The following is a 23,885-nucleotide window of genomic DNA, read 5'->3' as shown; positions in this document are numbered from 1 at the left end:
AGAGCCCTATGGATGCCGAGGTGCCGGCATCCAGAGGGCTCTCTGTCGTGAGAGGGGACGACTCAGTCGTCGTCCTTGCGCTTGCGCCAGCGGATGCCGGCCGCGATCAGGCCGTCGAGGTCGCCGTCGAACACGACCGCCGGGTTTCCGACCTCGTATCCGGTGCGGAGGTCCTTCACCAGCTGCTGGCCGTAGAGGAAGTACGAGCGCATCTGGTCGCCCCAGCTCGCGGTGATCGTGCCGGCGAGCTCCTTCTTCTTGGCCGCTTCTTCTTCGCGCTTGAGCAGCAGAAGGCGGGTCTGCAGCACGCGCATGGCGGCCGCGCGGTTCTGGATCTGCGACTTCTCGTTCTGCATCGAGACGACGAGGCCCGTCGGAAGGTGCGTGATGCGCACGGCGGAGTCGGTCGTGTTGACCGACTGTCCACCGGGGCCCGACGAACGGAACACGTCGACGCGGATGTCACCCTCGGGCACCTCGACCTCGACGGCTTCTTCCATGACGGGGATGACCTCGACGGCCGCGAAGCTCGTCTGTCGCTTGTCGGCGCCACCGAAGGGGCTGATGCGCGCGAGGCGGTGCGTTCCGGCCTCGACCGACAGGGTGCCGTAGGCGTAGGGCACGTCGACCTCGAAGGTGGCCGACTTGATGCCGGCGCCTTCGGCGTAGGACGTGTCCATGACCTTGACGGGATACTTGTGACGCTCGGCCCAGCGCAGGTACATGCGCAGCAGCATCTCGGCGAAGTCGGTAGCGTCGTCGCCGCCGGCGCCGGAGCGGATCGTGACGACCGCGGAGCGCGGGTCGTACTCGCCGTCGAGCAGCGTCTGCACCTCGAGCTGGCCGATGACGTCCTTCAGCGAGGCGAGCTCGCGGCGCGCTTCGTCGGCGGACTCGTCGTCGTCCATCTCGATGGCGAGTTCGACGAGCACCTCGAGGTCGTCGAGGCGCTGCTCGATCTCGGTGACCCGCTTGAGCTCGGCCTGCTTGTGGCTCAGGCGGCTGGTGACCTTCTGGGCGTTGTCGACGTCGTCCCAGAGGTCGGGGGCACCGGCCTCTTCGCTGAGGCGTTCGATGTCGGCTTTGAGTGCGTCGACGTCGACCACGGCCTGGATATCGGCGAAGGTCGAGCGCAGCGCCTGGATGTCGGCGGTCAAATCGAGTTCGAGCATTTGACATCAAGCCTATCGTGGAGACGGTGACAGCCGACTCTCCCCGGAACGTGCTGGTGCGCTTCGCACCGATGATCTACGGCCCCACGCTGCTGTTCGCGGTCGGCGAGGGCGCCGTGATCCCCCTCGTTCCGGTCATCGCGAACCGCCTCGGTGCCGACGTCGCTCTCGCCGCCCTCGTGGCCGCGGCCCTCGTCGTCGGCCAGCTCTGCGGCAACATCCCGGCCGGTTGGGCGGTCGCGCGCTTCGGCGAGCGCGTCACCATGGGGGTGGCCGGCATCGTCGTGCTGGCGGGTCTGCTGGGAATCGTGTTCGCGCAGTCGTTGGCGTTCTTCACCGCGGCGGTGTTCCTCATCGGCTTCTGTGCCGCGTCGTTCGCGCTCGCCCGTCACTCCTTCATGACCACGAGGGTTCCTCTGACCTTCCGTGCTCGCGCGCTGTCGCTGCTGGGCGGCACGTTCCGCCTCGGGATGTTCGTCGGCCCGTTCATCTCGGCGGCGCTGTTGGCGGTCTTCGGTACCGAGACGGCATCCATCGTGTTCTTCGCCGTGTGCCAGGTCGCCACGATTCTGCTCGTGTTCTTCGGCCCCGATCCCGAGAAGGCCGTCCCCGTCGGCGCGGGCTCGGCCACCCGGCGCGACGCCGGCGACTCGCGCGATGCCGAAGACACGGGTGAGCCGGTCACCGGGGCGATCCCCACCGTCGAGCGGGTCGGGGTGTTCCGCACGATGTGGCGCTTCCGCGGAGTGCTCGCCCGGTTAGGCCTGGCGGCGTCGTCACTGTCGGCCGTGCGCTCGGCGCGGCAGGTGGTGCTCCCGCTCTGGGGCGTCTCCCTCGGACTCGATGCCGGAACGATCGCGGTGGTCGTTGGCGTCTCGGGCGCGATCGACTTCGCGCTCTTCTACGCGAGTGGCCAGGTGATGGACCGCTTCGGTCGCCTCTGGGCCGCCCTTCCGGCCATGATCCTGATGGGCGCGGGGTTCTTCGCCCTCTCGTTCACGCACGATCTGTCGTCGGCGGCGATGTGGTACGCCATGTTCGCGGCGGTGCTGGGTGTCGGGAACGGTTTGTCGAGCGGCATCCTGCTCACCCTCGGCGCGGACGTCGCCCCGCCGACCGATCCTGCGGCGTTCCTCGGCTCGTGGAGGACGTTGACGGATGCCGGGGGCGCGGTCGCTCCGTTGATCGTGTCGGCCCTGACGGCCGTGGCATCCCTGTCGGTTGGTGTCGGCGCAATGGGACTGATCGCCGTCCTGGGTGCCGCGGGCTTCATCCGGTGGGTGCCGCGCTACGTCCCGCGCACCCGCTGACCGAGCCTCACTCCCCTTTCGTCTCTCGCGTGAGGGGTCATCTTCTGTCGCTTCAGGCGCACTCGAGCGACAGTTTCCGACCCCTCACGCGCAACGCGAGGCGGAGATCACTCCGCGACGCGGATGAGCACCTTGCCGAGCGCACCCTGCTCGACGGCGTCGTGCGCGGCGGCGGTGCCGGCCAGGTCGAAGAAGGTCAGCGGAAGCCCCGCGTCCTCCCCCACCGGCAGAGCGCCGTCGGCCACAGCCGCGGCGACGTCCTCGGCGGCGGCGAGCAGCGCCCGCTCCCCCACCGTGTACAGCAGCAGTCCCTGCCAGCGGATGTTCTTCGCGAAGCTCACGCGGACGGGGGCGGTGAAGTCGTCGCCACCGTTGTCGGCGTAGTACCCGATCGTTCCGTGGTTGGCGATCACCTCGACGTCGAGGGCGGCGTTGTCGGCGATCGCGACCTCGACGATGTGTTCGACGCCGTTCGGGGCGAGTTCCCGGATGCCGTCGGCCAGCGCGTCGCTCGGGTACTGCAGCACGTGGTGGGCGCCGGCGGCCCGCGCGAGGGCTTCCTTCTCGTCACTGCTCACGGTCGCGATGACGGTGGCTCCGGCCCAGGCCGCGAGTTGGATCGCCGCATGCCCCACGGCTCCGGCACCACCCTGCACGAGGACGGTGCGTCCGGCGAGCGCGCCGGGAGCCAGGCGCGAGGGGCCGTCCTCGTGGACGGTGAGCGCGCGGTGGGCGGTCATCGCGGGCACCCCGAGGCTCGCGCCGAGTTCGAACGGAGCGTCGTCGGGCAGGGAGACCGCGCGCGACGCGGGGAGCACCGTGTACTCGGCCGCCGTGCCGAGAGGACGCTGGTGCGCCGCGAGGTACACCCACACCCGCTGACCGACCGTCAGGGTGTCGACGCCGTCGCCGACGGCATCCACCACTCCCGCTCCGTCCTGGTTCGGGGTGACCTCATCGAAGGGAAGGGGCCGCCCGGTCGTGGCCCGCGCCTTCCAATCCGTCGGGTTGACGCCCGAGACGGTCACGCGCACGCGCACCTCTCCGGGGCCGGGTTCGGGCAGCGGACGGTCCTCGAGCGAGAGGACGGAGGAGCCACCGGGCTGGGAGTACGTGATCGCCTTCATGGAGGGGAGAACGGATGCCATGTCGTCCAGCATTCCCCCGCGGCGTGTCGCACCGGGTGGAACAGGCGTGGGCTTGACGGCTGCTTCACATCGTGGGCGCGCTCCGCACGCTTAGAATGAGCACACTCGCGGGAGTGGTGAAATCGGTAGACACGCAGGATTTAGGTTCCTGTGCCTTCGGGCGTGGGGGTTCAAGTCCCCCCTTCCGCACGGCATCCGCTGTTCTCAGCACCGACTCTCCGACCCGACGGGACCGATGTGATCCACACCACCAGTTCGCTGCTCCCGTGGCTCGACCCTGCGGCGATCATCACCAACTCGCAGCCGTGGGCGCTGCTCGTGGTGTGCTTCATCATCTTCGCCGAGACCGGTCTGCTGATCGGCTTCCTGCTGCCGGGTGACACCCTGCTGATCATGGCGGGGCTGCTGTCGCACTCGACTCCCGCGGCGCCCAACGGAGTGTTCGGCCTCAACGCGTGGTGGGTCGCCCTGGCGATCGGCGTCGCCGCCTTCATCGGCGGTGAGGTCGGGTACTTCATCGGTCATAAGGCCGGGCCCTCGATCTTCGAGCGCAAAGACTCCGGCATCTTCAGCAAGAAGAACGTCGAGCGCACGAACGCGTTCTTCGAGCGCTTCGGCGGACTGACCGTGATCCTCGCGCGCTTCGTGCCGGTCGTGCGCACGTTCGCCCCGATCGCGGCGGGCGTGGGCCACATGCCGTGGAAGAAGTACTCGCTGTACAACCTCATCGGTGCGGTCATCTGGGGCATCGGTCTCACGATGCTCGGCTACGCGGTCGGCTACATCCCCTTCATCCGCGACATCGTCACCGAGTACATCGACGTGATCCTGCTCGCCGCGGTCGCCGGTACCGCGATCTTCATCGCGATCCACTACTTCCGCGAGCGTGCCGCCGCCAAGCACGAGGGCGCCGTCACCCCCGCCGAGGCCGAGGCCCTCACGCTCGACCCGAAGACCCTCGAAGACGGAGACCAGCCGACGCGCTAAGACGCCTTCGACGTCTTCTTCTTCGCGGGAGCCTTCTTCTTCGGCGCGCCCTCGGTCTTATCGGCGCGGGCGGCCCGGCTGCGCTCGACGCTCGCGCGCAGCGCCTCCATGAGGTCGATGACCTCACCGCCGTCCTCTTCTTCCTTCTTGCCGAAGGTGGCGTCGGTGTCGAGCGCATCGCCTTGCTCGAGCTTCGCGTCGATCAGGGTGCGCAGCTCGGCCTGGTACTCGTCAGTGAACTCCTCGGGGTCGAAGTCCTTCGAGAAGCTGTCGACGAGCGAGGCCGACATCTCGAGCTCCTTCGCCGAGATGCGCACGCTCTCGTCCAACGCGGGGAACGCCGCCGCGCGCACCTCGTCGGCCCACAGCAGGGTCTGCAGCACGAGCACGTCCCCGCGGACGCGGAGGGCCGCGAGCCGCGTCTTCTGACGCAGCGAGAAGCGGACGATCGCGGTGCGGTCGGTCTGCTCGAGCGTCTTGCGCAACAGGACGTAGGCCTTGGGCGACGACGAGTCGGGCTCGAGGTAGTACGCCTTGTCGAGGGTCAGCAGATCGACCTGGTCGCTGGGCACGAATTCGACGACCTCGATCTCGCGGCTGCGTTCGCTCGGCAGTGACGCGAGATCATCCTTGGTCAGCACGACCGTTTGTTCACCATCGTCGTAGGCCTTGTCGATGTCCTGGTATGGCACGACCTCGCCGTCGATCTCGCAGATGCGCTGGTATCGGATGCGCCCGCCGTCGGCGTTGTGCACCTGGTGCAGAGAGACGTCATGGTCTTCGGTCGCGGAGTACACCTTCACGGGCACGTTGACGAGGCCGAAGGTCAGGGCGCCTTTCCAGATCGATCGCATGGGATCAGTGAACACCGAATAGGCGGTGGATGCCGAGAGGGTTGTGCCCGCTCCCCGTGCACAACTCCTGCAGATCCGCCCCTCCGGCCCTCTCCCACGCGCCATCCGTCGCGATCTGCAGGAGTTGTGCCGCCCGCTCCGGTGCACTGTGCAGGAGATTCGGCCGTCCCACCGCCCCTCCGTGCCACGCCGACGGCCGTCCGCCGCTCGCCTCCTGCGGTGTGTCCGCGATCGCACGACGCCGCCGCGTCCCCCGCAACCCCCTCGGCATCCGCCGCCCCCTCCGCTCTACGCTGGGGCGATGACGGAGCAGACGGTGCGCATCGGCGGTCGCCGCCTGCGCCTGTCGAACCTCGACAAGGTGCTGTACCCCGAGACCGGCACCACGAAGGGGGAGGTGATCGACTACTACACGCGCATCGCTCCGCTTCTGCTCCCCCACGTCACCGATCGTCCGCTCACGCGCAAGCGCTGGCCCGACGGAGTGGGGACGGATGCCGACCCCGGCGAACCGTTCTTCGCCAAGGCCCTCGAGCCCGGTGCTCCGGCGTGGGTGCGGCGCTTCCCGATCGATCATTCGAGCGGCGCGAAGGACTACCCGCTCGTCGACGACCTGCCGACGCTCGTCTACCTCGCGCAGGTCGCGAGCCTCGAGTTGCACGTGCCGCAGTGGCGCTTCGCCTCCGACGGCGAGCGGCAGAACCCCGACCGGCTGGTGCTCGATCTGGATCCGGGCACGGGCGTCGGTCTCGCAGAATGCGCCGAGGTCGCCCGGTGGGCGCGCGCGATCCTGCAGGACATCGGCCTCGAGCCGTTCCCGGTGACCAGCGGCAGCAAGGGCATCCATCTGTACGCGCGCCTCGACGGCCGCCAGTCGAGCGATGCGGCGAGCGCGGTCGCGAAAGAACTCGCCCGCGCTATCGAAGCAGACCACCCCGACCTGGTCGTGAGCCAGATGTCGAAGGCGGCGCGCCCGGGCAAGGTGTTCATCGACTGGAGCCAGAACAACGGCTCGAAGACGACGATCGCTCCGTACTCCCTGCGCGGGCGCCCGCGTCCGTTTGTCGCCGCCCCGCGCACGTGGGCCGAACTCGACGACCCCGACCTGCGGCACCTCTTGTTCCACGAGGTGCTCGAGCGACCCGACGATTCGCTGGCTCCGGTCGACGAAGCGCACGGACCCCTGCGCGCGTACATCGCCAAGCGCACGGCCGGCAAGACCCCCGAGCCGGTGCCTGACGCGCCTCACGGCGAGCCCGATCCCGAGGGCCTCCCCCGCTTCGTCATCCAGGAGCACCACGCCAGCCGCCTGCACTGGGACCTTCGCCTCGAACGCGATGGCGTGCTGGTCAGCTGGGCCGTCCCTAAGGGCGTGCCCCCGACGACCGCGAAGAACAGCCTCGCCGTCATGACCGAGGACCACCCCCTGCAGTACCTCGACTTCGCCGGCGAAATTCCGCGCGGCGAGTACGGCGCGGGCATCATGACCGTCTGGGACACCGGCACGTACGAGCTCGAGAAGTGGCGCGACGACGAGGTGATCGCGACCCTCGAGGGTCAAGACGACGGTCCCCTGGGCCGTGTGCGCCTCGCGCTGATCCGCACCGAGGGGCAGGGCGAGAAGTCGCAGTGGCTGCTGCACCGGATGAAGACGGATGCCGACGGCACGCCGCAGAGCGAGGGAGCCCCCGTCGTGGCTCTCGATCACGGGTCCCCCGCCCCCGAACCCGTCCGTGCCACGGCCCCCTCGCCCATCGACACCCCCACCGTCGCCGAACTCCGGCCGATGCTCGCCACCTCCGCGACGCCGGGGATCGCCCGCGCCGCCGCCGACCGCTGGGGCTCTCCCTGGGTGGAGATGAAGTGGGACGGCATCCGGGGGCTGAGCGTGTGGGACGGTGAGCGACTGCGCCTGCGCTCGCGGAACGGCAACGATCTGACCGCCGCCTACCCCGAGCTGACGAGCGTCGACCTGGGCCTCGGGCCCGACCCGGCCGTCTTCGACGGCGAGATCGTCGCGCTCGACGACAGGGGCCGACCGAGCTTCCCCCTCCTGCAGAAACGCATGAACCTCGCCCAGCCCCGCGAGGTCGAGCGTGAGGCGAAACGCACGCCCGTGCACCTGTACCTGTTCGACGTGCTCTCGGTGGCGGGCCGGGATGTGGCATCCCTCCCTCTCTCGAAACGGCGGCACGTGCTCGAAGAACTCACCGCCGGCGCCGGGAGTCCGGTCGTCGTGCCGCCCGTCTTCGATGACGTGGATGCCGCGGTGTCGACGAGCGGCCGGTTCGGGCTCGAGGGGGTCGTCGTGAAAGACCCGACTTCGACGTATCGCCGCGGGGTGCGTTCGGAGCAGTGGCTCAAGGTGAAGCACTCGCGGACGCAGGAGGTCGTGATCGGCGGCATCCGTCCGGGGAAGGGCAGTCGGTCGGGGACCATCGGCTCGCTGCTCGTGGGGGTGCCCACCGCCGACGGCTTGCAGTACGCGGGCCGGGTGGGCTCGGGCTTCGGCGAGCAGACCCTCGCGCGATTGACCGAGCTGCTCGAACCGCTGCGCGTCGATGCCGATCCGTTCGTGGGCGTTCCGCCGGCCGATGCGCGCGATGCGCTGTGGGTGCGGCCCGAGCTCGTCGCCGAGGTCGAGTTCGCCGAGTTCACCCCCGGCGGGATTCTGCGGCAGGCGCGGTGGCGTGGGCTGCGGCCCGACAAGGAGCCCGGCGAGGTCGTGCGGGAGGACTGACGCTAACGAGGTGACCGGCCGACGCGACGGCTGGGCCTTTTGAAGCCACCGGTCCTCATCGCGAGCCCCGCCACGGCGTCAGTCGTCGATGACGGCCCACTCCCCGAAGCGGCGGAACCCGGATGCCGAGGCCGGTACCACCGACGGCGCATTGTTGAGCCGGCATCCGTACTGCGGTTCGTAGCCGCCTTCGAGCGCGTCGGCAGCCATCGCCAGGACGGTGGCGCGGGCGAGCCCCCGCCCGCGGAACTCGGGCAGCGTGATGACGCCGAGATCGGCCGGCCGTGTGCCGCTCCAGGGGTACTTGTTGGCCGCGGCGGCGAGTCGGCCGTTCATGAATGTGCCGAACACCAGCCCGTGGTCGATCTCGGCGAACGCCTCGTCGAGATCATGCTCAGGTGCTGCGGCGGCGAGGGCGGAGAATGCCGCTGCGAGGTTTTTCAGGCAAGGATGCTGTCAACTCCTGCGTGAAGCCTGCCATCGAGCCCGCCTGAGCCAATCCCTGCGGCCCGTTCAAGATGACCAGCCGTCCGAGACGCGATCAAACGCTTCATCGGGCGAGTGGCATTCACCGTCCGTGACGCCGATCTTGCGGCCCGCTCGGGCTTCACCGATAGAAAAGTGGCGCCGTCGCCCGTAAGGTGCAACGTCAGCCCCCACTCATGAGCAGCCCGATGTCACGACATCGAGTTAAAGAGGAAATGAACTGACTTATTTCCGGCGGGTCGTAGCCCGTGATTGTGCGCACCTCTTGAGGCCACAAGTATGCCACCATCTCATGCGCGCATGACAGAGTCGCCTGGAGCGTGTTCAAGGTCGTCAATAGCAGCGGAGCACTGGTATCAACGGAGAGAATTCCGATAAATCGAGCCGTGGCGCGGAGGTTCTGTTGGACGAACTTCTCTTCAGTCGAACTGAGGGCAAAAGCGTTCAAAAGAATATGGCGAATCGCTTTCTTTCCTCGAATCCTGGGGTAATTCAGCAGAAACTGCGTCCCACGGTCGAGCTCAGCTCTTGAGGCCCCCACCTTGTCCTCGAGAGGGGAGCCGACACCCAGGGATTGAATAGCTTCACGAAAGCATGAAAGCCATATCGAGGCGTCGTCTTCCGTAACGCTCATCACGACGCAGGCAGGCCTGATCTGAGTTCCGCTTTCCCTCCCGGCGAAGGCATATTCGACGTTCATCATTCAACACCCTTCAGATCTACGAAGTATTGATACCCCGACCGGGGTCGAAACGCAGTTCCACCATCGATGTTATTCGGGTCGACGGCCACGAATGTTCCATCCTTCCAGTAAGCAGTCCGCCCCCGCGGTAGTGCGCGCTTCTCGCCCGTCACGATGACATCACGGATCAGATCGGCGTATTGGGCTTGGGTGGTCACCGTCGGGAACTCGCCTCCGTCGATTACGTGCTTCGTAAAACCGTGCCCGTTTGCAATTTTCGCCGCGGCCGCCGCCGCGGCCGTGGCCTCGGCAGAGGGGCTCCCGGGAGAGATCTCACTCGCACGATTGCTCCCGATCCCCTTCTGCGTAGTGGTGCCCAACGGTGCGACAATGGGGATACGGGGAACCAGTATCTCTAGGCCACGCCCGAGAGCTCCGCCGATGGCCCCGCCTAGGAGTCCCTCGTTAGTGGCTCTGGCGAGGCCTTCCACGGTCGGAGAACTATTGCTCAGGCCGTACGTCGTTGCGGCTCCAGCAGCCCCGCCAAGTCCCCCGGCTACTACCGCTGCTGCGATGAGGCATCCGCCCCCGGTCACCCCGGTGCAGAGCCCGAGGGCAAGGATCCCTGCGGTCACACCAATTCCGACACCGATGCCTGCAGCTACGGCACCGACGCTGCCCCAGGTTTCGCCCGACCAGCTGAACGGGTTCCACCAGTCTTCGTGTCGGGCGGTCGGTTGAGATGTAGCTTTCGGTGTCACGACCTTCGGCTTCAGCGGGTACCCGGTGAACGTCTTGGATGGGCCGTACGACGACGGCTGCGTCCGCGCGCCGCTGTTCGGCCACACCCCCGGTGCGGTGAATCGCGGCCGCACCGAGTTCCCGTCGGCCCAGTCATACCGCCCCAGCGGCCGGTATCCGAGCAGGTCACGCGAGGTCACCGGGTTGCCCTCGACGTACGCGTACCCGTTCAGGGACGTGGGTGACTCGAGCACCCCCTCCCAAGAGTCCTGCGACAACCACGAACCCGACCGAGAGTCGTACCCGCGGGAGTAGAACAGGCTCAGGCCGGCAACAGGGTCGGCACGCTCGCCCGAATGTCCGACCGAGGCGTTCCATCCGGACGTCGAGAAGCTCGAGACACCCCAGTCCGACCCACCCGACACCTGAGTGATCCGCGAGGTGCGGTCCGTCAAGGCGTCGCGGGCGCTCTGCACCGAGTTGTTCAGCGACGATCCGAGCCGTGTATCCCCCACCTGCGCGATAGCGCTTCCCAACCGATCGAGAAGATCCCAGGTCGTCGCACCCGAGGTGCGCCCCTCGAGCAACAGCTCACCGGCGACATCGCGGACCAGCGTGGTCGTCCCGGCGACGTCGCTGACGTCCTGGACGGGCTGCAGACCGTTCCACACGGTCGAGGTGTGCACGGAGCCGTGCGCACTATCGGTGGTGGTGGAGACGCGTCGGCTGAGCGCGTCGTAATCGAATCGGGTGGATCCAGAGCTGTCGGTGTACCCCGTGAGCTGTCCGAGCTCGTTCCAGCGGTACGTCGCGTCGAAACCGCCCCCCGTCACTAACGTGCGGTGCCCGTCGGCGTCGTACCCGTAGGTCTGTGCGCCCGCGGGCCCGCCGGTGGCGGAGACGAGCTGGTTCAGGTTGTTGAACTCCTGCGTCTGCTGGAAGGAGGTATCGGTCGCCTTCACCGACCCGGACGCGACCGAGGCGGGCGGGCGGGGATCGCTTCGCCCGGACGCATCGACCATCAACACCGGATCCAGCACCCCCGATGAGGACGTGGCGGCGGAGTGCGACCAACCCGTGCGGTTACCGACCTCGTCGTACGCATACTCATCGGCTCCGCCGGTGCTCCGCGTCGACAGGGCCAACCGATTGCTGTTGTCGTAGGCGTACTTCGTGGTGAGCTTGTCCAGGACGGTCACCGACGGGTCCGATGACCCCGGGAGCGCACCTGCCGGCGCGACACCCCCGGGAAGAGCCGACGTCGGCGCGGCGGCGGTGCGGGTGGCCTCAGTCACATTGCCGGCCGCGTCATACCCGTATCCGAGCGACAACGTGGCGCCCTGCGGGAGCGACCCGGTATCCGAGGGCAATGAACGATGTCCGAGGTAGGACGAGACGGTGCTGCACCCAGGCTTGTCGACGGTGGAGGCGCGGAGCCCGGGAGCGTTCTCGTTCGTCACCACCGGGCACAACCCCTGGGTGCGCACCGCCCCCGGAACCGCGGGTCCCGCTACCGGTGATGCCGGTGGTGGGGTGGTCGAGGTAATCGCAGTGACCTGGCGGGCGGCGTCGTAGCCGTAGCGGGTGGTGACGCCGTTGGAGCGGTCGATGCCGGTGAGGTTCCCGGTCTTGTCATAGCCGTAGACGGCACTCCCCCACGGGCTCGACATGCGCAACACGCGGCCCGCCGCGTCGCGCTCGTAGTCGATCTTCTGACCGCCCGGGACGGTGAGCTGCGTGAGGGCACCGGCCCGGTCGTACGCGTAGGACAGCTCACGTCCTTGCTGATCGATCTGGGATGCCATCTGCCCGGTGGGGGTGTAGGTCCACCCGGTCGTGCCATGGGCGTTGGAGGCGGCGATGAGGCGCTGTTCCGCGTCGTATTCGAACCGGACGACATCGGAGACGGAGGCCTGTTCGGTGCGGTCACCGCGCGCGTCGTAGCCGTAGGACACGGCCGCCCCCGAGGGTGCGACGACGCGGGACGTCATCCCGCGCCGGTCGTACTCGTAACGGGTGCGCCCACCCGCGGGGTCGGTTACGGTCACCGGCTGCCCGAGCGCGTTGTTCTCGTACGCGGACTGATTACCGCGCGCGTCGGTGACGGCTGCGAGCACCCCGAGCTCGTCATAGGCATACCGCGTGACCCCACCCGTCGGGTCTGTGACGGTCGCGAGCTGCCCGTGCTCCTCGTAGGTGTAGGCGCTGGCGTGACCGAGTGCATCCGACGTGGAGGTCAGTTGCCCGGCCGTGTCGTAGGTGAACGTCGTCGATTCGCCGAGGGCATTCGTCACGCTGGTCCGGCGGCCTGCGACATCCCATGTGGCGCGGGTCACGCTTCCGTCCGGATCGGTCACCGCGACGACGTTGCCGAGGACATCGTGCTCGTAGCGCGTCGTGTTGCCGGCGGCGTCCGTCGACTCCGTGACCTGACCGGTCGCGTCGTAGGCGAAGGTTCTCGTCCGGCCGGTCGGGTCGGTGACGGAGACGAGCTGGCCTGCCGCGTCGTATGCGTAGGCGGTGGTGCCGTCCGCGTCCGTGATCTTCGCGAGTTGGCCCGCTGCGTCACGCTCGTACAGGGTGGTGTTGCCGAGGCGATCCGTCGTCCCGACCACCTGACCGTCGGCGTTGTAGGTGTATCCGGCGCGTCGACCGGTGGGGTCGACGACGGAGGTGACGTGATCGAGTGCGTCGTATTCGTAGGTCGTCGTGTTTCCTGCGCCGTCCGCGACGGAGCTCACCCGTCCCACAGCGTCATACGCGGTGCTCTGCACGACGCCGGTCGGGCCCTTCGTCGAGGTGACGCGACCAAGCGCATCGACCTCGTTCTTCGACTCCGCTCCGCGGGGGTCGGCCTGCGTCACCGGGACACCGGACGCGTCGAAAGACTGCTTCCACGATCGCCCCGCGGGATCGATGGTTTCGACCGGGCGCGCGAGCACGTCGAGCGCGAAGCGGGTCTGACGACCGGCCGCGTCGGTGGTGCCGGTGAGGCCATCTTCCTTGTCGTACGTGTACGAGGTGGTGCCGCCTGTCGCATCCGTGGCGCTGACGATGCGGAAGAGCGCGTCCCAGGTGTAACGGGTGGCGTTGCCGGCGGGGTCGGTAGCGGAGGTGAGGTTCCCATTCAGGTCGTACGCGAACCGCGACACCCGCCCCAGAGCGTCGGTGACTGCGGTGAGCTTGTCCCGCGCATCCCACGCGTACCGGGTCACCCGACCGAGAGGGTCGGTCGAGGCGATCAGGCGGTTCCCGTCGTCATACGCGAAGCGGGTGGTCCGGCCCAACGGGTCGGTGCTCGCCACACGGTTTCCGCGCCCGTCGACCTCGAACGCGTACGCCGCTCCCGACGGCAGAGTCGTCCGAACGACGTTGCCGGACCCGTCGACGTCGTGGGTGATGACGGATCCGTCGGCCTGCACTGTCTTCGTCAAAGCTCCCCGGTCGTTGTACCCGTAGCTCGTGACCCGACCGAGGGCGTCCGTGCGCGAGGCGACGGTCCCCTTCGGGGTGTACGTGTACGCGGTGGTGTTTCCGGCGGCATCCGTCACCCCGGTCACATTCCCGGCGGCGTCATAGGCGTAGGAGGTGGTGCGTCCCGCCGCGTCGGTGAAGGCCGTGACGTTGTTCTCGTCGTCGTAGGTCCACGACTGCTCACCACCGGCGGGGTCGGTGATCTTCGTGATGCGCGAACGGGAGTCGAACGCGTAGGTGTGAATGCGGCCTTCCTGATCCGTATAGGTCGTCTGCCCCGCCTCGTAGGCGAAGTGACGCTCGTTACCGGCGGCATCCCACTGCCGCACGACGCGCCCCGCGTCGTCGTAGGCGTTGCGCAGATAGGTCGCCCCCAGCGCGTCGGTCATCGTGACGATGCGGTGCGACCCGTCGTAGGCGAAGGTCTTCGCTCCGCCGTCGGGCGAGGTGATGCGGGTGAGGTCGCCGTTGCCGTCGTACCCGAGCGACCACGCGCGGCCATCGGGCAGCGAGAAGGCGGTGATCCGTCCGGCGTCGTCCGAGTCGACCCGCACGCGCTGACCGCTCGCATCGACGATCGCGGTCAGCGGCACGAACTGCTGCGTTCTCGAAGGTGTGCCGTAGGTGAGGGTGGTGGCGCGTCCGGCGGCATCGACGGCGCGGGTCATCTCCCCGATCCCGTCCTGGTCGGCGGCGTCGAAGTCCCATGTCTCCCCGGCGCGCGACGACATGCGCAGGATGCCGCACCCGGCTTCAATCAGATGGAGCCCTTCGCCACGGGGGTCGACGTAGCCCCCTGTCCCGTCGGGTTCGAACATGATCGACGCCCCGTCGCCGCGCACGACCATGACGGAATGGTCATCGAAGCGCTGCGCATGATCACCGAGCGCGAAATTCCATCCCGCACCGACGCGACCCAGCCGACCGTCCTGCGCGTTGTAGACGAGGGAGACATCTGTCGAGGCACCGCCCGCGCCCGGGAGGGAGAAGAGGTGTTCCGTTTCGACGAGGTTGCCCGTCGAGAAGGACACCGGGTCGGCGCCGTAGTGCTGCCAGTTGCGGTATCCAAGCTGGTACCAGCGAGACAACTCCGCCGCGGACGGGCGAGCGGGCCATCCGCCCGTGATCGGGTTCGTGCAGGAGAAGCCCTTCGACTCGAGGTACTTGCCGACGCCGGTGAACGCGCCGTTCGCGATCGAGTCCCACCCGTTATCGATCACAGGGCGGTCGAAGTTGTGATCCATGTAAAGGGCTTCCATGTGCACCACCGCCCCTGGCAGCCCCTGGTACTCCTCGCGCGGAAAGTCCGCCGTCGGCGGTTTCACCCGTCCGGGCCGGCCGGTATACGCGCGCATCTCCGACATCAGCGAATCGCGCAGGGCATCGCTGTCTCCACCGCGGGCGAACAGCTGCGTTCCGCCGTTGCGGGTGTTGCCCCAGGCGGTCCCCTGATTGGTTCCGAACGCAACCGTGAGCGTCACGTCCGGGTTGTGGGATGCAGCAATCGAGCGTCGCGTCTGCGCGGATACGAAACGCTGGTCCGCGCCACGCGTGAGCGTGACGTCCGCGGCGCACCGCTCGCGGAACATTCCCGCCATCTGATCGGCCAACCGGACGTTCAGCGGCAGTTCGGTAATGCGCGGGCCGGGAGAGTTCGCCCACCCCGCGTCGTCATCGGGATCCAGCACGATCCGGGGCACCGGAGTCGTCTGTACCGGAGTCCCGATGACGACGAACTGCGACAGATGCTCCGACTCCGCTCGCACCACCCGCGCGTCCGCATCGTAATACGACGGAAGCTGCGTCCAGGGGTCGCCGGGGTTCTCGCGCGTCACGACACGAAGACTGTCGAGGTCCACGCCTGAGCGCGTCAGCGAGTCGGGGTCGACATCGAGCTGCAGGCTCACGCCGGGCCGCACGTTCTTCGCAACCTCGATACCGGACGAGTCGTCTTTCTCGAGCGTGTAGGACGCAGGGAACTGGGTGACGTCGTCACCGGCCTCCGTGTGGGCACGGATCTCGACGGGAGGAGCGGCGACCACACCCCCTGTCTCGGACGCAGCCGAGACCGCGGCACCGTCGTCCAACGCAACGGCCCGCACCGCCAACTTCTCGTCGACCTCGTGACCGGAGAACTCCGCTCGAACACCGGCAGCATCCGCATCCAGCACCGCGCCCTCGCCCGGTTCGAGCGTGGCTTCTGCCGATGTGCCCTCGTCGACCGCGGGAGCGGACACACGCGCGGTGGGAGCCGCGGCCGCGCGCACACGATCAAGGATCTGCTGTTGCACGTCGGCCGGACGGGTCACGGGCCGCTCGACGGCGTGGACGGACCCACCCGTCACGACCAGAGCCGCGACCAGGACGGCAGCGCACGCACTTCTCACCATCGTGCTCACGCGAAGACCTCCGCACCTTCGCTGGCGTCACGTTTCGCGCGGCGGCGCGCGCGCACCGCCAGCGCGCCCGCACCGCCGATGATCAATGCCGCCCCGACACCGACCGCCCAGGGAACCCCATCCCCGTCCTGACCCGTCGTCGCGAGTTTCTGGCGGTAGAGCGCGTACGCCTGGAGGCTCACCGCGTCGGCGACGCCGTCACCATCGAGGTCCTCCGAGCCGGTCGCACACGTCGCGGTCCCACAGATGACGAATTCCACCCAGTCGGGGACCCCGTCCCCATCCGTGTCCTCACGGCCGGAGGTGCACGTGTCGGAACCGCACACCAGGCGCTCCACGAAATCCGGGATGCCGTCCCCGTCCGCGTCGGCACGAGGGTCTGCGCAGCGCGTCGTTCCGCACGACGCAACCTCGACAGCGTCGGTGATCCCGTCACCGTCCACGTCCTCTGTGCCCGTGGCGCACGTCGAACTGCCGCACACCGCGCGTTCGATCGTGTCGGGGATAGTGTCACCGTCGATGTCGCCGGGGCTGGCGGAGGTGACCGGACCCGAAGCACGGGCGGCGGCCGGCGACAGCGTCAGAGCCCCGACGAGGGCGAGGAAGACCGCGACAGACGCGGCGAAGCGAGGGAAAGGCACACGTCAGGATGGCGTCCACTTCGACCCTCGAAAACGCGGAGGCGCGGAAAATCAAGGGTTCTCGACGCGAAATCCACCCGCGATTTCACCCTCGACGCGGTTGAGCCAGCTCCTCCTTCACCCGCTTATCGGGGTGCGGGCTGTCCGAGGAAGGTCGAGCCGCGGCGGAGTTCACGCGTGTCGAGAGTCGTGCTCCACATGCCCCGCGGGCTCCAGCTGGAAGGTCGAGTGCTCCACGTCGAAGTGATCGGCGAGGCACGTCTGCAACGAAGCGAGGATCGCCGCGGCCCGCCCATCGGTCAGGGCCGCGTCTTCGACGATCACGTGCGCGCTGAACACCGGGGCGCCGCGCGTGAGCTGCCACACGTGCACGTCGTGCACATCGACCACCCCGTCCGCCTCGCGGAGGTGCTCGCGGATCTCGGCGACGTGGACGCCGACGGGCGCCGATTCGGTCAGCACGACCACGACCTCGCGCAGAAGACCGAGAGCCCGCGGCACGATCATCACCGCGATGAACAGCGAGGCGATGGCATCCGCCTGCGCGAATCCGGTCGTCACGATCACGATGGCCGCGACGATCACGGCGGCGGAGCCGATGAGATCGCCGAGCACCTCGAGATACGCCCCGCGCACGTTGATGCTGCGCTTCTGCGCGCGCGAGAGCAGGAACATCGACACCGCGTTGGCCACGAGGCCCACCACCGCGACGACGAGCATGAGCCCGCCCTGCACCTCGGCTTCGGCGGGGGTCAGGAGTCGCTGCACCGCCTCGACGCCGATCCACGCGCACAGCACGAGGAGGATCACGCCGTTCGCCAGAGCTCCCAGGACTTCGGCGCGCTGGTAGCCGAACGTGCGGCGATCGTCCGCCGGGCGCGCAGCGATCGCGGTGGCGATCAGCGCCACCACCAGGGCCGCGGCGTCGGTGAACATGTGCGCCGCATCGGCCAGCAGCGCCAGCGACCCGGTCAGGATCGCGCCCGCGACCTGCACGAGCATCACCGTGGCCGTCAGGGCCAGGGCGGTCGCGAGCAGGCGCCTATTGCTGGCATCCCGGATGCCACCGGAGGGCGCGTGATCGTGCATAGATCCAGGCTAGATCGGGCACAGGCTCGGCCGCGTCGGTTCGAGCAACTCGGGAATGAGAACGGGTGTCGGTCTCGCTCAGAGCGCCTCGAGCAGTGGCGCCAACTCGCGGAACGCCCGCGACCGGTGCGATGCCGCGTTCTTCTCCGCGGCCGTCCACTCCCCCACGGTCCGTTCCTCGCCGGCGGGCTGGCCGTCGGGGATGAAGATCGGGTCGTAGCCGAAACCGCCGGGGCCGGCGGGTGCCGTCGCCAGGCGGCCGGGCCAACGGCCCTCGACCGTCTGCTCCCCGCCGTCCGGACGCACCAGCGCGATCACCGACACGAACTGCGCCGTGCGATGCGGGTCGGCGACATCCGACAGCTGGTCGAGGAGCAGCTCGAGGTTGGCGGTCGCGTCCTTCTTGTGTCCCGCCCAGTACGCCGAGAAAACGCCCGGCGATCCGCCCAGTACGTCGACCGCCACGCCCGAGTCGTCGGCCAGCGCCGGCAGACCCGTGTGCGCCGCGGCCGCGCGGGCCTTGATCAGCGCGTTCGCGGCGAAGGTCACGCCGTCTTCGACCGGCTCAGGACCGTCGTATCCGACGACCTCGAGGTCGGGACGCACCTCGGCGACGATCGCCTGGAACTCCTCGACCTTGTGGGGATTATGCGTAGCCAGAACGATGCGCGCCATGTCAGCCCTCGAGCACCGAGGTCTGGATGCCGCGCAGCTCGGCGCAGCCGTTCACACCCAGCTCGAGCAGCTGATCGAGCTCGCGCTTGTCGAACGGCGCGCCCTCGGCGGTGCCCTGCACCTCGACGAACAGGCCACGGCCGGTGACGACGACGTTCATGTCGGTCTCGGCCCGCACGTCCTCGACGTAGGCGAGGTCGAGCATGGGCTCTCCGTCGATGATGCCCACCGACACCGCCGCGACCGAGTCGCGCAGCACCTCTGTGCGCTGACCGATGAACTTCTTCTCGCGGCCCCAAGCGATGGCATCCGCCAACGCCACATATGCACCCGTGATCGCCGCGGTGCGCGTGCCGCCGTCGGCCTGCAGCACGTCGCAGTCGATGACGATGGTGTTCTCACCGAGTGCCTTGGTGTCGACTACGGCGCGGAGCGCGCGGCCGATCAGGCGCGAGATCTCGTGCGTGCGACCGCCGACCTTACCCTTGATGGACTCGCGATCGTTGCGGCTGTTCGTCGCGCGCGGCAGCATCGCGTACTCGGCGGTGACCCAGCCCTTGCCCTTGCCGGTCAGCCAGCGCGGCACACCGTTCGTGAACGACGCGGTGCACAGCACCTTCGTGCCGCCGAAGGTGACGAGAGCCGAGCCCTCGGCGTGCGCCGACCAGCCGCGCTCGATGGTGACGGGGCGGAGCTGGTCATTGGTGCGACCGTCTTTGCGGGTCATGAGTCCTCCAGAGGAACGGGGATGGATGCCACGCCTCAGCGCGGCAGGTCGATGGCGCCGGTCTGCACGAGCTGCACCTCGCGCACCTCGCGGCCCATGAGTCGGTGAGCCAGGCGCAGGAAATCGTCGGCGGATGAACCGGTGGCCTCGTAGCGGGCGGTGGGCACGGCATCCGGAGTCGCGAGAAGGTCGCGCGACACGAGCTGGCGGTACACGTCTTTCGCGGTCTCGCTGTCGCTCGAGACGAGGCTCACCTCGGAGCCCATCACGTAACTGATGGCGCCCTCGAGGAACGGGTAGTGCGTGCAGCCGAGCACGAGCGTGTCGACGCCGGCGTGGCGGAGCGGGGCGAGGTACTGCTCGGCGGTGGCGAGCACCTCGGGCGAGTCGGTGACTCCGGCCTCGACGAATTCGACGAAGCGCGGGCAGGCCTCGGCGAACACCGTGAGGTTCTCGTTGACCTCGAGCATGTCCTGGTAGGCGCGGGATCCGATCGTGCCGACCGTGCCGATCACGCCGATGCGGCCGTTGCGGGTGGTCGACATGGCGGTGCGGACGGCGGGGCCGATGACCTCGACGACGGGCACGTCGTACCGCTCGCGGGCATCGCGGAGCATGGCGGACGACGCCGTGTTGCAGGCGATCACGAGCATCTTCACGCCCTGCTCGACGAGGGTGTCGAGCACCTCGAGCGAGTACTTGCGGACGTCGGCGATGGGCTTCGGGCCGTAGGGCGAACGCGCGGTGTCGCCGATGTAGAGGATCGACTCGCGCGGCAGCTGTTGAGAGACCGCGCGGGCGACGGTGAGGCCGCCGACTCCTGAGTCGAAGATCCCGATCGGCGCGTCGTTCATAGGGACCCAGCCTATCGGGCGGGGGTGGGGCGGGTTGCGGGGTGTCGACAGCGTCGCCGCGGACACAAGGCAGGAGATTCGGCATCCCTCCTCCCCGCCGCCGCGGCTCGTCGACGGCCCGCCACCGGATTTTCCTGCGTTGTGCGTGCGGGGGCATGTACCGCCAGGCGGCGCCGCGACCGTTCCGAATCCCGCGCACGCCGCCAGAATGCAGGAATGTCGGCATCCTCCCGCTCCTCCAACGCCCGTCGACAGGGCGCGTCGGCCGAAAGTCCTGGGTTGTGTCGCACCGACCCGTCAAGGGGCCGCGGGTGACCCGACGCCCGAGAACGGGCCGCAATAGGCTGACCGAATGAGCCGTAGCACCGCCCTGCACACCGACCGTTACGAACTCACGATGCTCGACGCGGCGCTCCGCGACGGCACGGCCTCGCGCCGTTGCGTGTTCGAGGTCTTCGGTCGCCGCCTGTCCGGCGGGCGCCGGTTCGGCGTCGTCGCGGGCACGGGGCGGTTGCTCGAGGCGATCCGCGACTTCCGCTTCGGCGATGACGAGTTGCGCTACCTCCGCGACAACCGGGTGGTGGATGCCACGACCATCGACTTCCTCGCCGACTACCGTTTCACCGGCTCGGTGACGGGATACCGCGAGGGCGAGGTCTACTTCCCCGGGTCGCCGCTGCTGACGATCGAGGGCACCTTCGCCGAGGCGGTGCTGCTCGAGACGCTCGCCCTGAGCATCTTGAACTACGACTCCGCCGTCGCCACCGCCGCCGCCCGCATGACCGTGGCCGCGGGCGAGCGTCCCCTCGCCGAGATGGGCTCGCGGCGCGCGAGCGAAGAGGCCGCCGTCGCTGCCGCCCGCGCGGCGTACATCGCGGGGTTCTCGGCGACGAGCAACCTCGAGGCCGGACGCCGCTGGGGAGTCCCGACCATGGGCACCGCGGCCCACGCGTGGACGCTCCTGCACGACACCGAAGAAGCCGCTTTCCGCTCGCAGGTCGAGGCCCTCGGCCCCGGCACGACCCTGCTCATCGACACGTACGACATCCCCGAGGGTGTGCGCACGGCCGTCCGCGTCGCGGGCACCGAGCTGGGCGGGGTCCGCATCGACTCCGGCGACCTCCCCATCGTCGCGGGCGAGGTGCGGGCGCTGCTCGACGAACTCGGCGCGACGAACACGCGGATCACCGTGACGAGCGACCTCGACGAGTACGCGCTCGCTGCTCTCGCGGCATCCCCCGTCGACTCGTACGGCGTCGGGACCTCGGTCGCGACCGGGTCGGGCGTTCCGACGGCGGGCTTGGTCTTCAAACTCGTCGCCCGCGAGGCCACGGACGGTTCGTGGGTGGGTGTGGCCAAGGCATCCGCTCAGAAGGCCTCGCACGGCGGTCGCAAGGCGGCCTTCCGTACCCTCGACGCGGGCACCGCGACCTCGGAGCTGATCATCGTCAGCGACGGTTTCGAAGAGCTTTCGACCGCGGGCGAGCACCCCGACGCCCGTGCGCTGCAGACCGCGCTCATGGAGGACGGACAAGCGGATGCCGCCTCCCTCGGCGCAGCGGGAGTGCAGGCCGCTCGGGCTCATCACTCGCGCGTCCGCGAGGAGCTGCCCGTGCGCGCCCTCGCGCTGAGCAAGGCCGACCCCGCGCTCCCGACGGAGTACCGCAACGCCGAGTGAGCCGCGCTCCCCCGCCCCGTCGCGCGTGAGGGGTCAGAAACTGTCGCCGCGCGCGCGTAGGCCACGGAAGGTGCGTCACGCGCGTGAAAACTTTGGCTGATTGAGTTGCCGCGAATGGCCACCGGACGGGTCGCGCAGCGACCAAGTGCGGCAATTGAAGCGGCTCGCGGCCATGGCGCGCGCACGAGTCCGCCACCGTCACCGGGTTGAGTTGCCGCGAATGGCCACCGGGCGGGCCGCGCGGCGACAAAGTGCGGCAAGTGCGGCAAGGGGCCTCGCGCACCAGGTCCGAAACGCGCGTGAGGAGTCAGGAAGTGTCGCTGGGTGTCAGCGCCGGCGACACTTTTTGACCCCTCACGCGGGGTGAGAAACCCTCAGTTGATGAGGGACTCGTAGATCTCTTTGCACTGCGGGCAGACGGGGAACTTCTCGGGGTCACGCCCCGGCGTCCACTTCTTGCCGCACAGCGCACGCACCGGCTTGCCGCTGAGGGCGGACTCGAGGATCTTGTCCTTCTTCACGTAATGCGAGAAGCGCTCGTGATCACCGGGCTCGATGTTCTCTTCGCGGATGAGCTCTTCGAGCTCACGATCCAGGGTCGCGAGACCCCCGCTGTCAGGACTGTCGAGAGGCGTGCTCATGGAGAGCCAGTGTAGCCGCGGTACGCCCCGAGCGGTCGGTGCGATGCGAGGTCAGGTCGCTTCGGCGAACTCCATGAGCCGGGTTCCGCGACGTTCGAACAGCGCCGCACCGACGGTGACACCGATGACGAGCACGACTGCTCCGGCGCCGACGCCGGCCCAGAGAGCGAGCATCGAGTCGATCTCTTGACCGTTGATCGCCTGCCACGTGAGCCACGCCGCGGGCGAGGCCGCCGCGATCGCCCCGGCCATTACGAGACCCTGGGCGACGACGCCGCCCGAGCCGGTGCGCTGCGGCTGCTGGAACGGGCTGTCACCCGGCCGCGACACCGCGTAGGGAGCGACGACCGACGAGATGCTCGACAGTCCGAGCCCGGCCAGGAACAGCGCCGCGCAGACGCCGACCATGGCGGGGAAGACGGCCCAGCGCCCGTGGGCGACGATGGCGAGCGGCAGGGTGATGGCAAGGATCGGGATGCCGATGAGCAGCACCGGAACGAGTCGTCCGATGCGGTCGGGAGTCCCGCGCATGCCGCTGGCGATGTGCATCCACAGCGCGGTGGAGTCGTAGGCGAGGTCGTTGTGCGGCAGCCAGCCGAAGAACAGCGCCATGATCGGCACCGGCAAGAGGACGGCGAGTTCGAACGGCACCCCGGCGACCAGCAGCGGCACCGTCGAGACGACGGCGGCGATCGGCACGATGATGACGTTGACGATGTAGCGACGGTCGCGCAGCCAGTACGAGAGGCTGCGGGCGGCGACCGCTCCCCCGGGCGTTCCGGGCAGGATCGCGAACCATCCGAGACCGCCGCGCTCGCGCACGGCGATGGGGCGGCGGGTCGTGGTGAGCAGGGTGTTGACGAGCGCGAACCACGCCAGGGCGAGAACGAGCACGGTGGCCAGGGCCACGACGAAGCTGCCCACGGCGGCTCCGGCCGAGGGCGCCAGGGCGATGCCCCACGCGGCGCCGATCGGCGTCCACGCGAGAACCTCGGCGGCCGACGCGAGTTGCGAGGGCACGGCGCCGCGCCACTCGAGCGAACCGAGGAAGACGCCCACGGGCACGACGACGACGAGCACGGCGACCAGGTACACGCCGATGAGCTCGCGCGACTGCCGGGGGCGCTGAACGAGAGCGCCGAGCGCCATGCTCACCCGTGCGAACAAGACGCATGTCGTGAGGCCCAGGACCACGGATGCCACGCTCGCCCAGGCCGATGCTCCGTGAGCGCCCCACGCGACCGCGAGGCTCACACCGAGGGCGAGGACCACGAGCACGGGGACGCTGAGGAAGCCGGCCAGCAGCAGCGCTCCGGCCAGGGGGCGGGGTTCGGGGCCCACGACGGCGAAGCGCCGGGGGTCGAGGGGGTCGATCGACGCGGTGACGGGCGGACCGACCGCGAAACCGAGCGTCACCGCCGAGCCCGCGAGCACCGTGACGACGGCCGTGGTGAGGCTGCTGGCATCCGCGAGACCGGCCGCGCTCATCGCGGCCACGACGGTGGCGGCGATCAGGATGACCACGCCGATGGCACGCCGGATGACTTCGCGCCGGTCGCCCCGCAGGGCGCCCAGCATCATGGCGAG

Annotated in this window: 17 protein-coding genes and 1 tRNA gene; 5 read left to right on the top strand and 13 right to left on the bottom strand. The window is 68.9% G+C overall.

Translation table 11 applies throughout. The features are described 5' to 3' along the window. Positions 1 to 62: 62 nt before the first annotated feature. Positions 63 to 1,172, bottom strand: a complete 1,110-nt coding sequence (gene prfB / locus QBE02_RS00905; RefSeq protein WP_279366748.1) for a peptide chain release factor 2 — start codon at positions 1,170 to 1,172, stop codon at positions 63 to 65. Between the two features lie 71 nt (positions 1,173 to 1,243). On the opposite strand from prfB, the gene QBE02_RS00900 reads away from it, so the two are divergent. Further along, positions 1,244 to 2,482 (top strand): MFS transporter, encoded by a 1,239-nt coding sequence (locus tag QBE02_RS00900; RefSeq protein ID WP_279367840.1) that lies wholly within the window; start codon positions 1,244 to 1,246, stop codon positions 2,480 to 2,482. Positions 2,483 to 2,589: 107 nt separating this feature from the next. Here the strand turns inward: QBE02_RS00900 and QBE02_RS00895 are convergent, their stop codons facing one another. Then, complete coding sequence (locus QBE02_RS00895) at positions 2,590 to 3,609, bottom strand: NADPH:quinone reductase (RefSeq protein WP_279367839.1); 1,020 nt, start codon at positions 3,607 to 3,609, stop codon at positions 2,590 to 2,592. Between the two features lie 128 nt (positions 3,610 to 3,737). On the opposite strand from QBE02_RS00895, the gene QBE02_RS00890 reads away from it, so the two are divergent. Then, positions 3,738 to 3,819, top strand: a tRNA-Leu gene (locus QBE02_RS00890). Positions 3,820 to 3,867: 48 nt separating this feature from the next. After that, complete coding sequence (locus QBE02_RS00885) at positions 3,868 to 4,617, top strand: DedA family protein (protein WP_279366747.1); 750 nt, start codon at positions 3,868 to 3,870, stop codon at positions 4,615 to 4,617. Here QBE02_RS00885 and QBE02_RS00880 read toward each other — a convergent pair. Continuing rightward, positions 4,614 to 5,471: a Ku protein gene (locus tag QBE02_RS00880; protein WP_279366746.1), complete on the bottom strand. Its 858-nt coding sequence runs from the start codon at positions 5,469 to 5,471 to the stop codon at positions 4,614 to 4,616. The genes QBE02_RS00885 and QBE02_RS00880 overlap by 4 nt on opposite strands. A 301-nt stretch (positions 5,472 to 5,772) precedes the next feature. Here QBE02_RS00880 and QBE02_RS00875 point away from each other — a divergent pair, with 301 nt between their 5' ends. Beyond that, a complete protein-coding gene (locus QBE02_RS00875) occupies positions 5,773 to 8,211 on the top strand; it encodes an ATP-dependent DNA ligase (protein WP_279366745.1) in 2,439 nt (812 codons plus the stop codon). A 78-nt stretch (positions 8,212 to 8,289) separates the two neighbouring features. Here the strand turns inward: QBE02_RS00875 and QBE02_RS00870 are convergent, their stop codons facing one another. The 8 genes from QBE02_RS00870 to murI form a co-directional block, all read right to left on the bottom strand. Next, a complete protein-coding gene (locus tag QBE02_RS00870) occupies positions 8,290 to 8,655 on the bottom strand; it encodes a GNAT family N-acetyltransferase (protein WP_279367838.1) in 366 nt (121 codons plus the stop codon). A gap of 205 nt (positions 8,656 to 8,860) precedes the next feature. Then, positions 8,861 to 9,400, bottom strand: a complete 540-nt coding sequence (locus QBE02_RS00865; RefSeq protein WP_279366744.1) for a hypothetical protein — start codon at positions 9,398 to 9,400, stop codon at positions 8,861 to 8,863. Next, the gene (locus QBE02_RS00860; RefSeq protein ID WP_279366743.1) at positions 9,397 to 15,984 is read right to left on the bottom strand and encodes an RHS repeat-associated core domain-containing protein; all 6,588 of its coding nucleotides are present in this window, start codon (positions 15,982 to 15,984) and stop codon (positions 9,397 to 9,399) included. Before QBE02_RS00860 ends, QBE02_RS00865 begins: the two co-directional genes overlap by 4 nt. 5 nt (positions 15,985 to 15,989) lie before the next feature. Then, a complete protein-coding gene (locus QBE02_RS00855) occupies positions 15,990 to 16,436 on the bottom strand; it encodes a hypothetical protein (RefSeq protein ID WP_347710270.1) in 447 nt (148 codons plus the stop codon). 369 nt (positions 16,437 to 16,805) lie between these two features. Next, positions 16,806 to 17,723 (bottom strand): cation diffusion facilitator family transporter, encoded by a 918-nt coding sequence (locus QBE02_RS00850; protein ID WP_279366741.1) that lies wholly within the window; start codon positions 17,721 to 17,723, stop codon positions 16,806 to 16,808. 78 nt (positions 17,724 to 17,801) lie between these two features. Next, positions 17,802 to 18,398, bottom strand: a complete 597-nt coding sequence (rdgB, locus tag QBE02_RS00845) for an RdgB/HAM1 family non-canonical purine NTP pyrophosphatase (RefSeq protein ID WP_279366740.1) — start codon at positions 18,396 to 18,398, stop codon at positions 17,802 to 17,804. A 1-nt stretch (position 18,399) separates the two neighbouring features. Beyond that, positions 18,400 to 19,125, bottom strand: a complete 726-nt coding sequence (gene rph, locus QBE02_RS00840; protein ID WP_279366739.1) for a ribonuclease PH — start codon at positions 19,123 to 19,125, stop codon at positions 18,400 to 18,402. A 35-nt stretch (positions 19,126 to 19,160) separates the two neighbouring features. After that, entirely contained in the window at positions 19,161 to 19,979 is an 819-nt protein-coding gene (gene murI, locus QBE02_RS00835) for a glutamate racemase (RefSeq protein ID WP_279366738.1), read from the bottom strand. A 352-nt stretch (positions 19,980 to 20,331) separates the two neighbouring features. Here murI and QBE02_RS00830 point away from each other — a divergent pair, with 352 nt between their 5' ends. Further along, complete coding sequence (locus QBE02_RS00830; RefSeq protein WP_279366737.1) at positions 20,332 to 21,657, top strand: nicotinate phosphoribosyltransferase; 1,326 nt, start codon at positions 20,332 to 20,334, stop codon at positions 21,655 to 21,657. A 374-nt stretch (positions 21,658 to 22,031) separates the two neighbouring features. On the opposite strand, the gene QBE02_RS00825 is transcribed toward QBE02_RS00830, so the two are convergent. After that, complete coding sequence (locus tag QBE02_RS00825) at positions 22,032 to 22,298, bottom strand: DUF3039 domain-containing protein (RefSeq protein ID WP_056230575.1); 267 nt, start codon at positions 22,296 to 22,298, stop codon at positions 22,032 to 22,034. A gap of 51 nt (positions 22,299 to 22,349) precedes the next feature. Continuing rightward, positions 22,350 to 23,879: a hypothetical protein gene (locus tag QBE02_RS00820; protein WP_347710269.1), complete on the bottom strand. Its 1,530-nt coding sequence runs from the start codon at positions 23,877 to 23,879 to the stop codon at positions 22,350 to 22,352. Between the last annotated feature and the right edge of the window lie 6 nt (positions 23,880 to 23,885).

The organism is Microbacterium testaceum (assembly GCF_029761935.1).
GTDB lineage: Bacteria > Actinomycetota > Actinomycetes > Actinomycetales > Microbacteriaceae > Microbacterium > Microbacterium testaceum_A.
The sequence above is the reverse complement of the archived record's forward strand: the minus strand, read 5'-3'. Positions and strand labels throughout refer to the sequence as shown.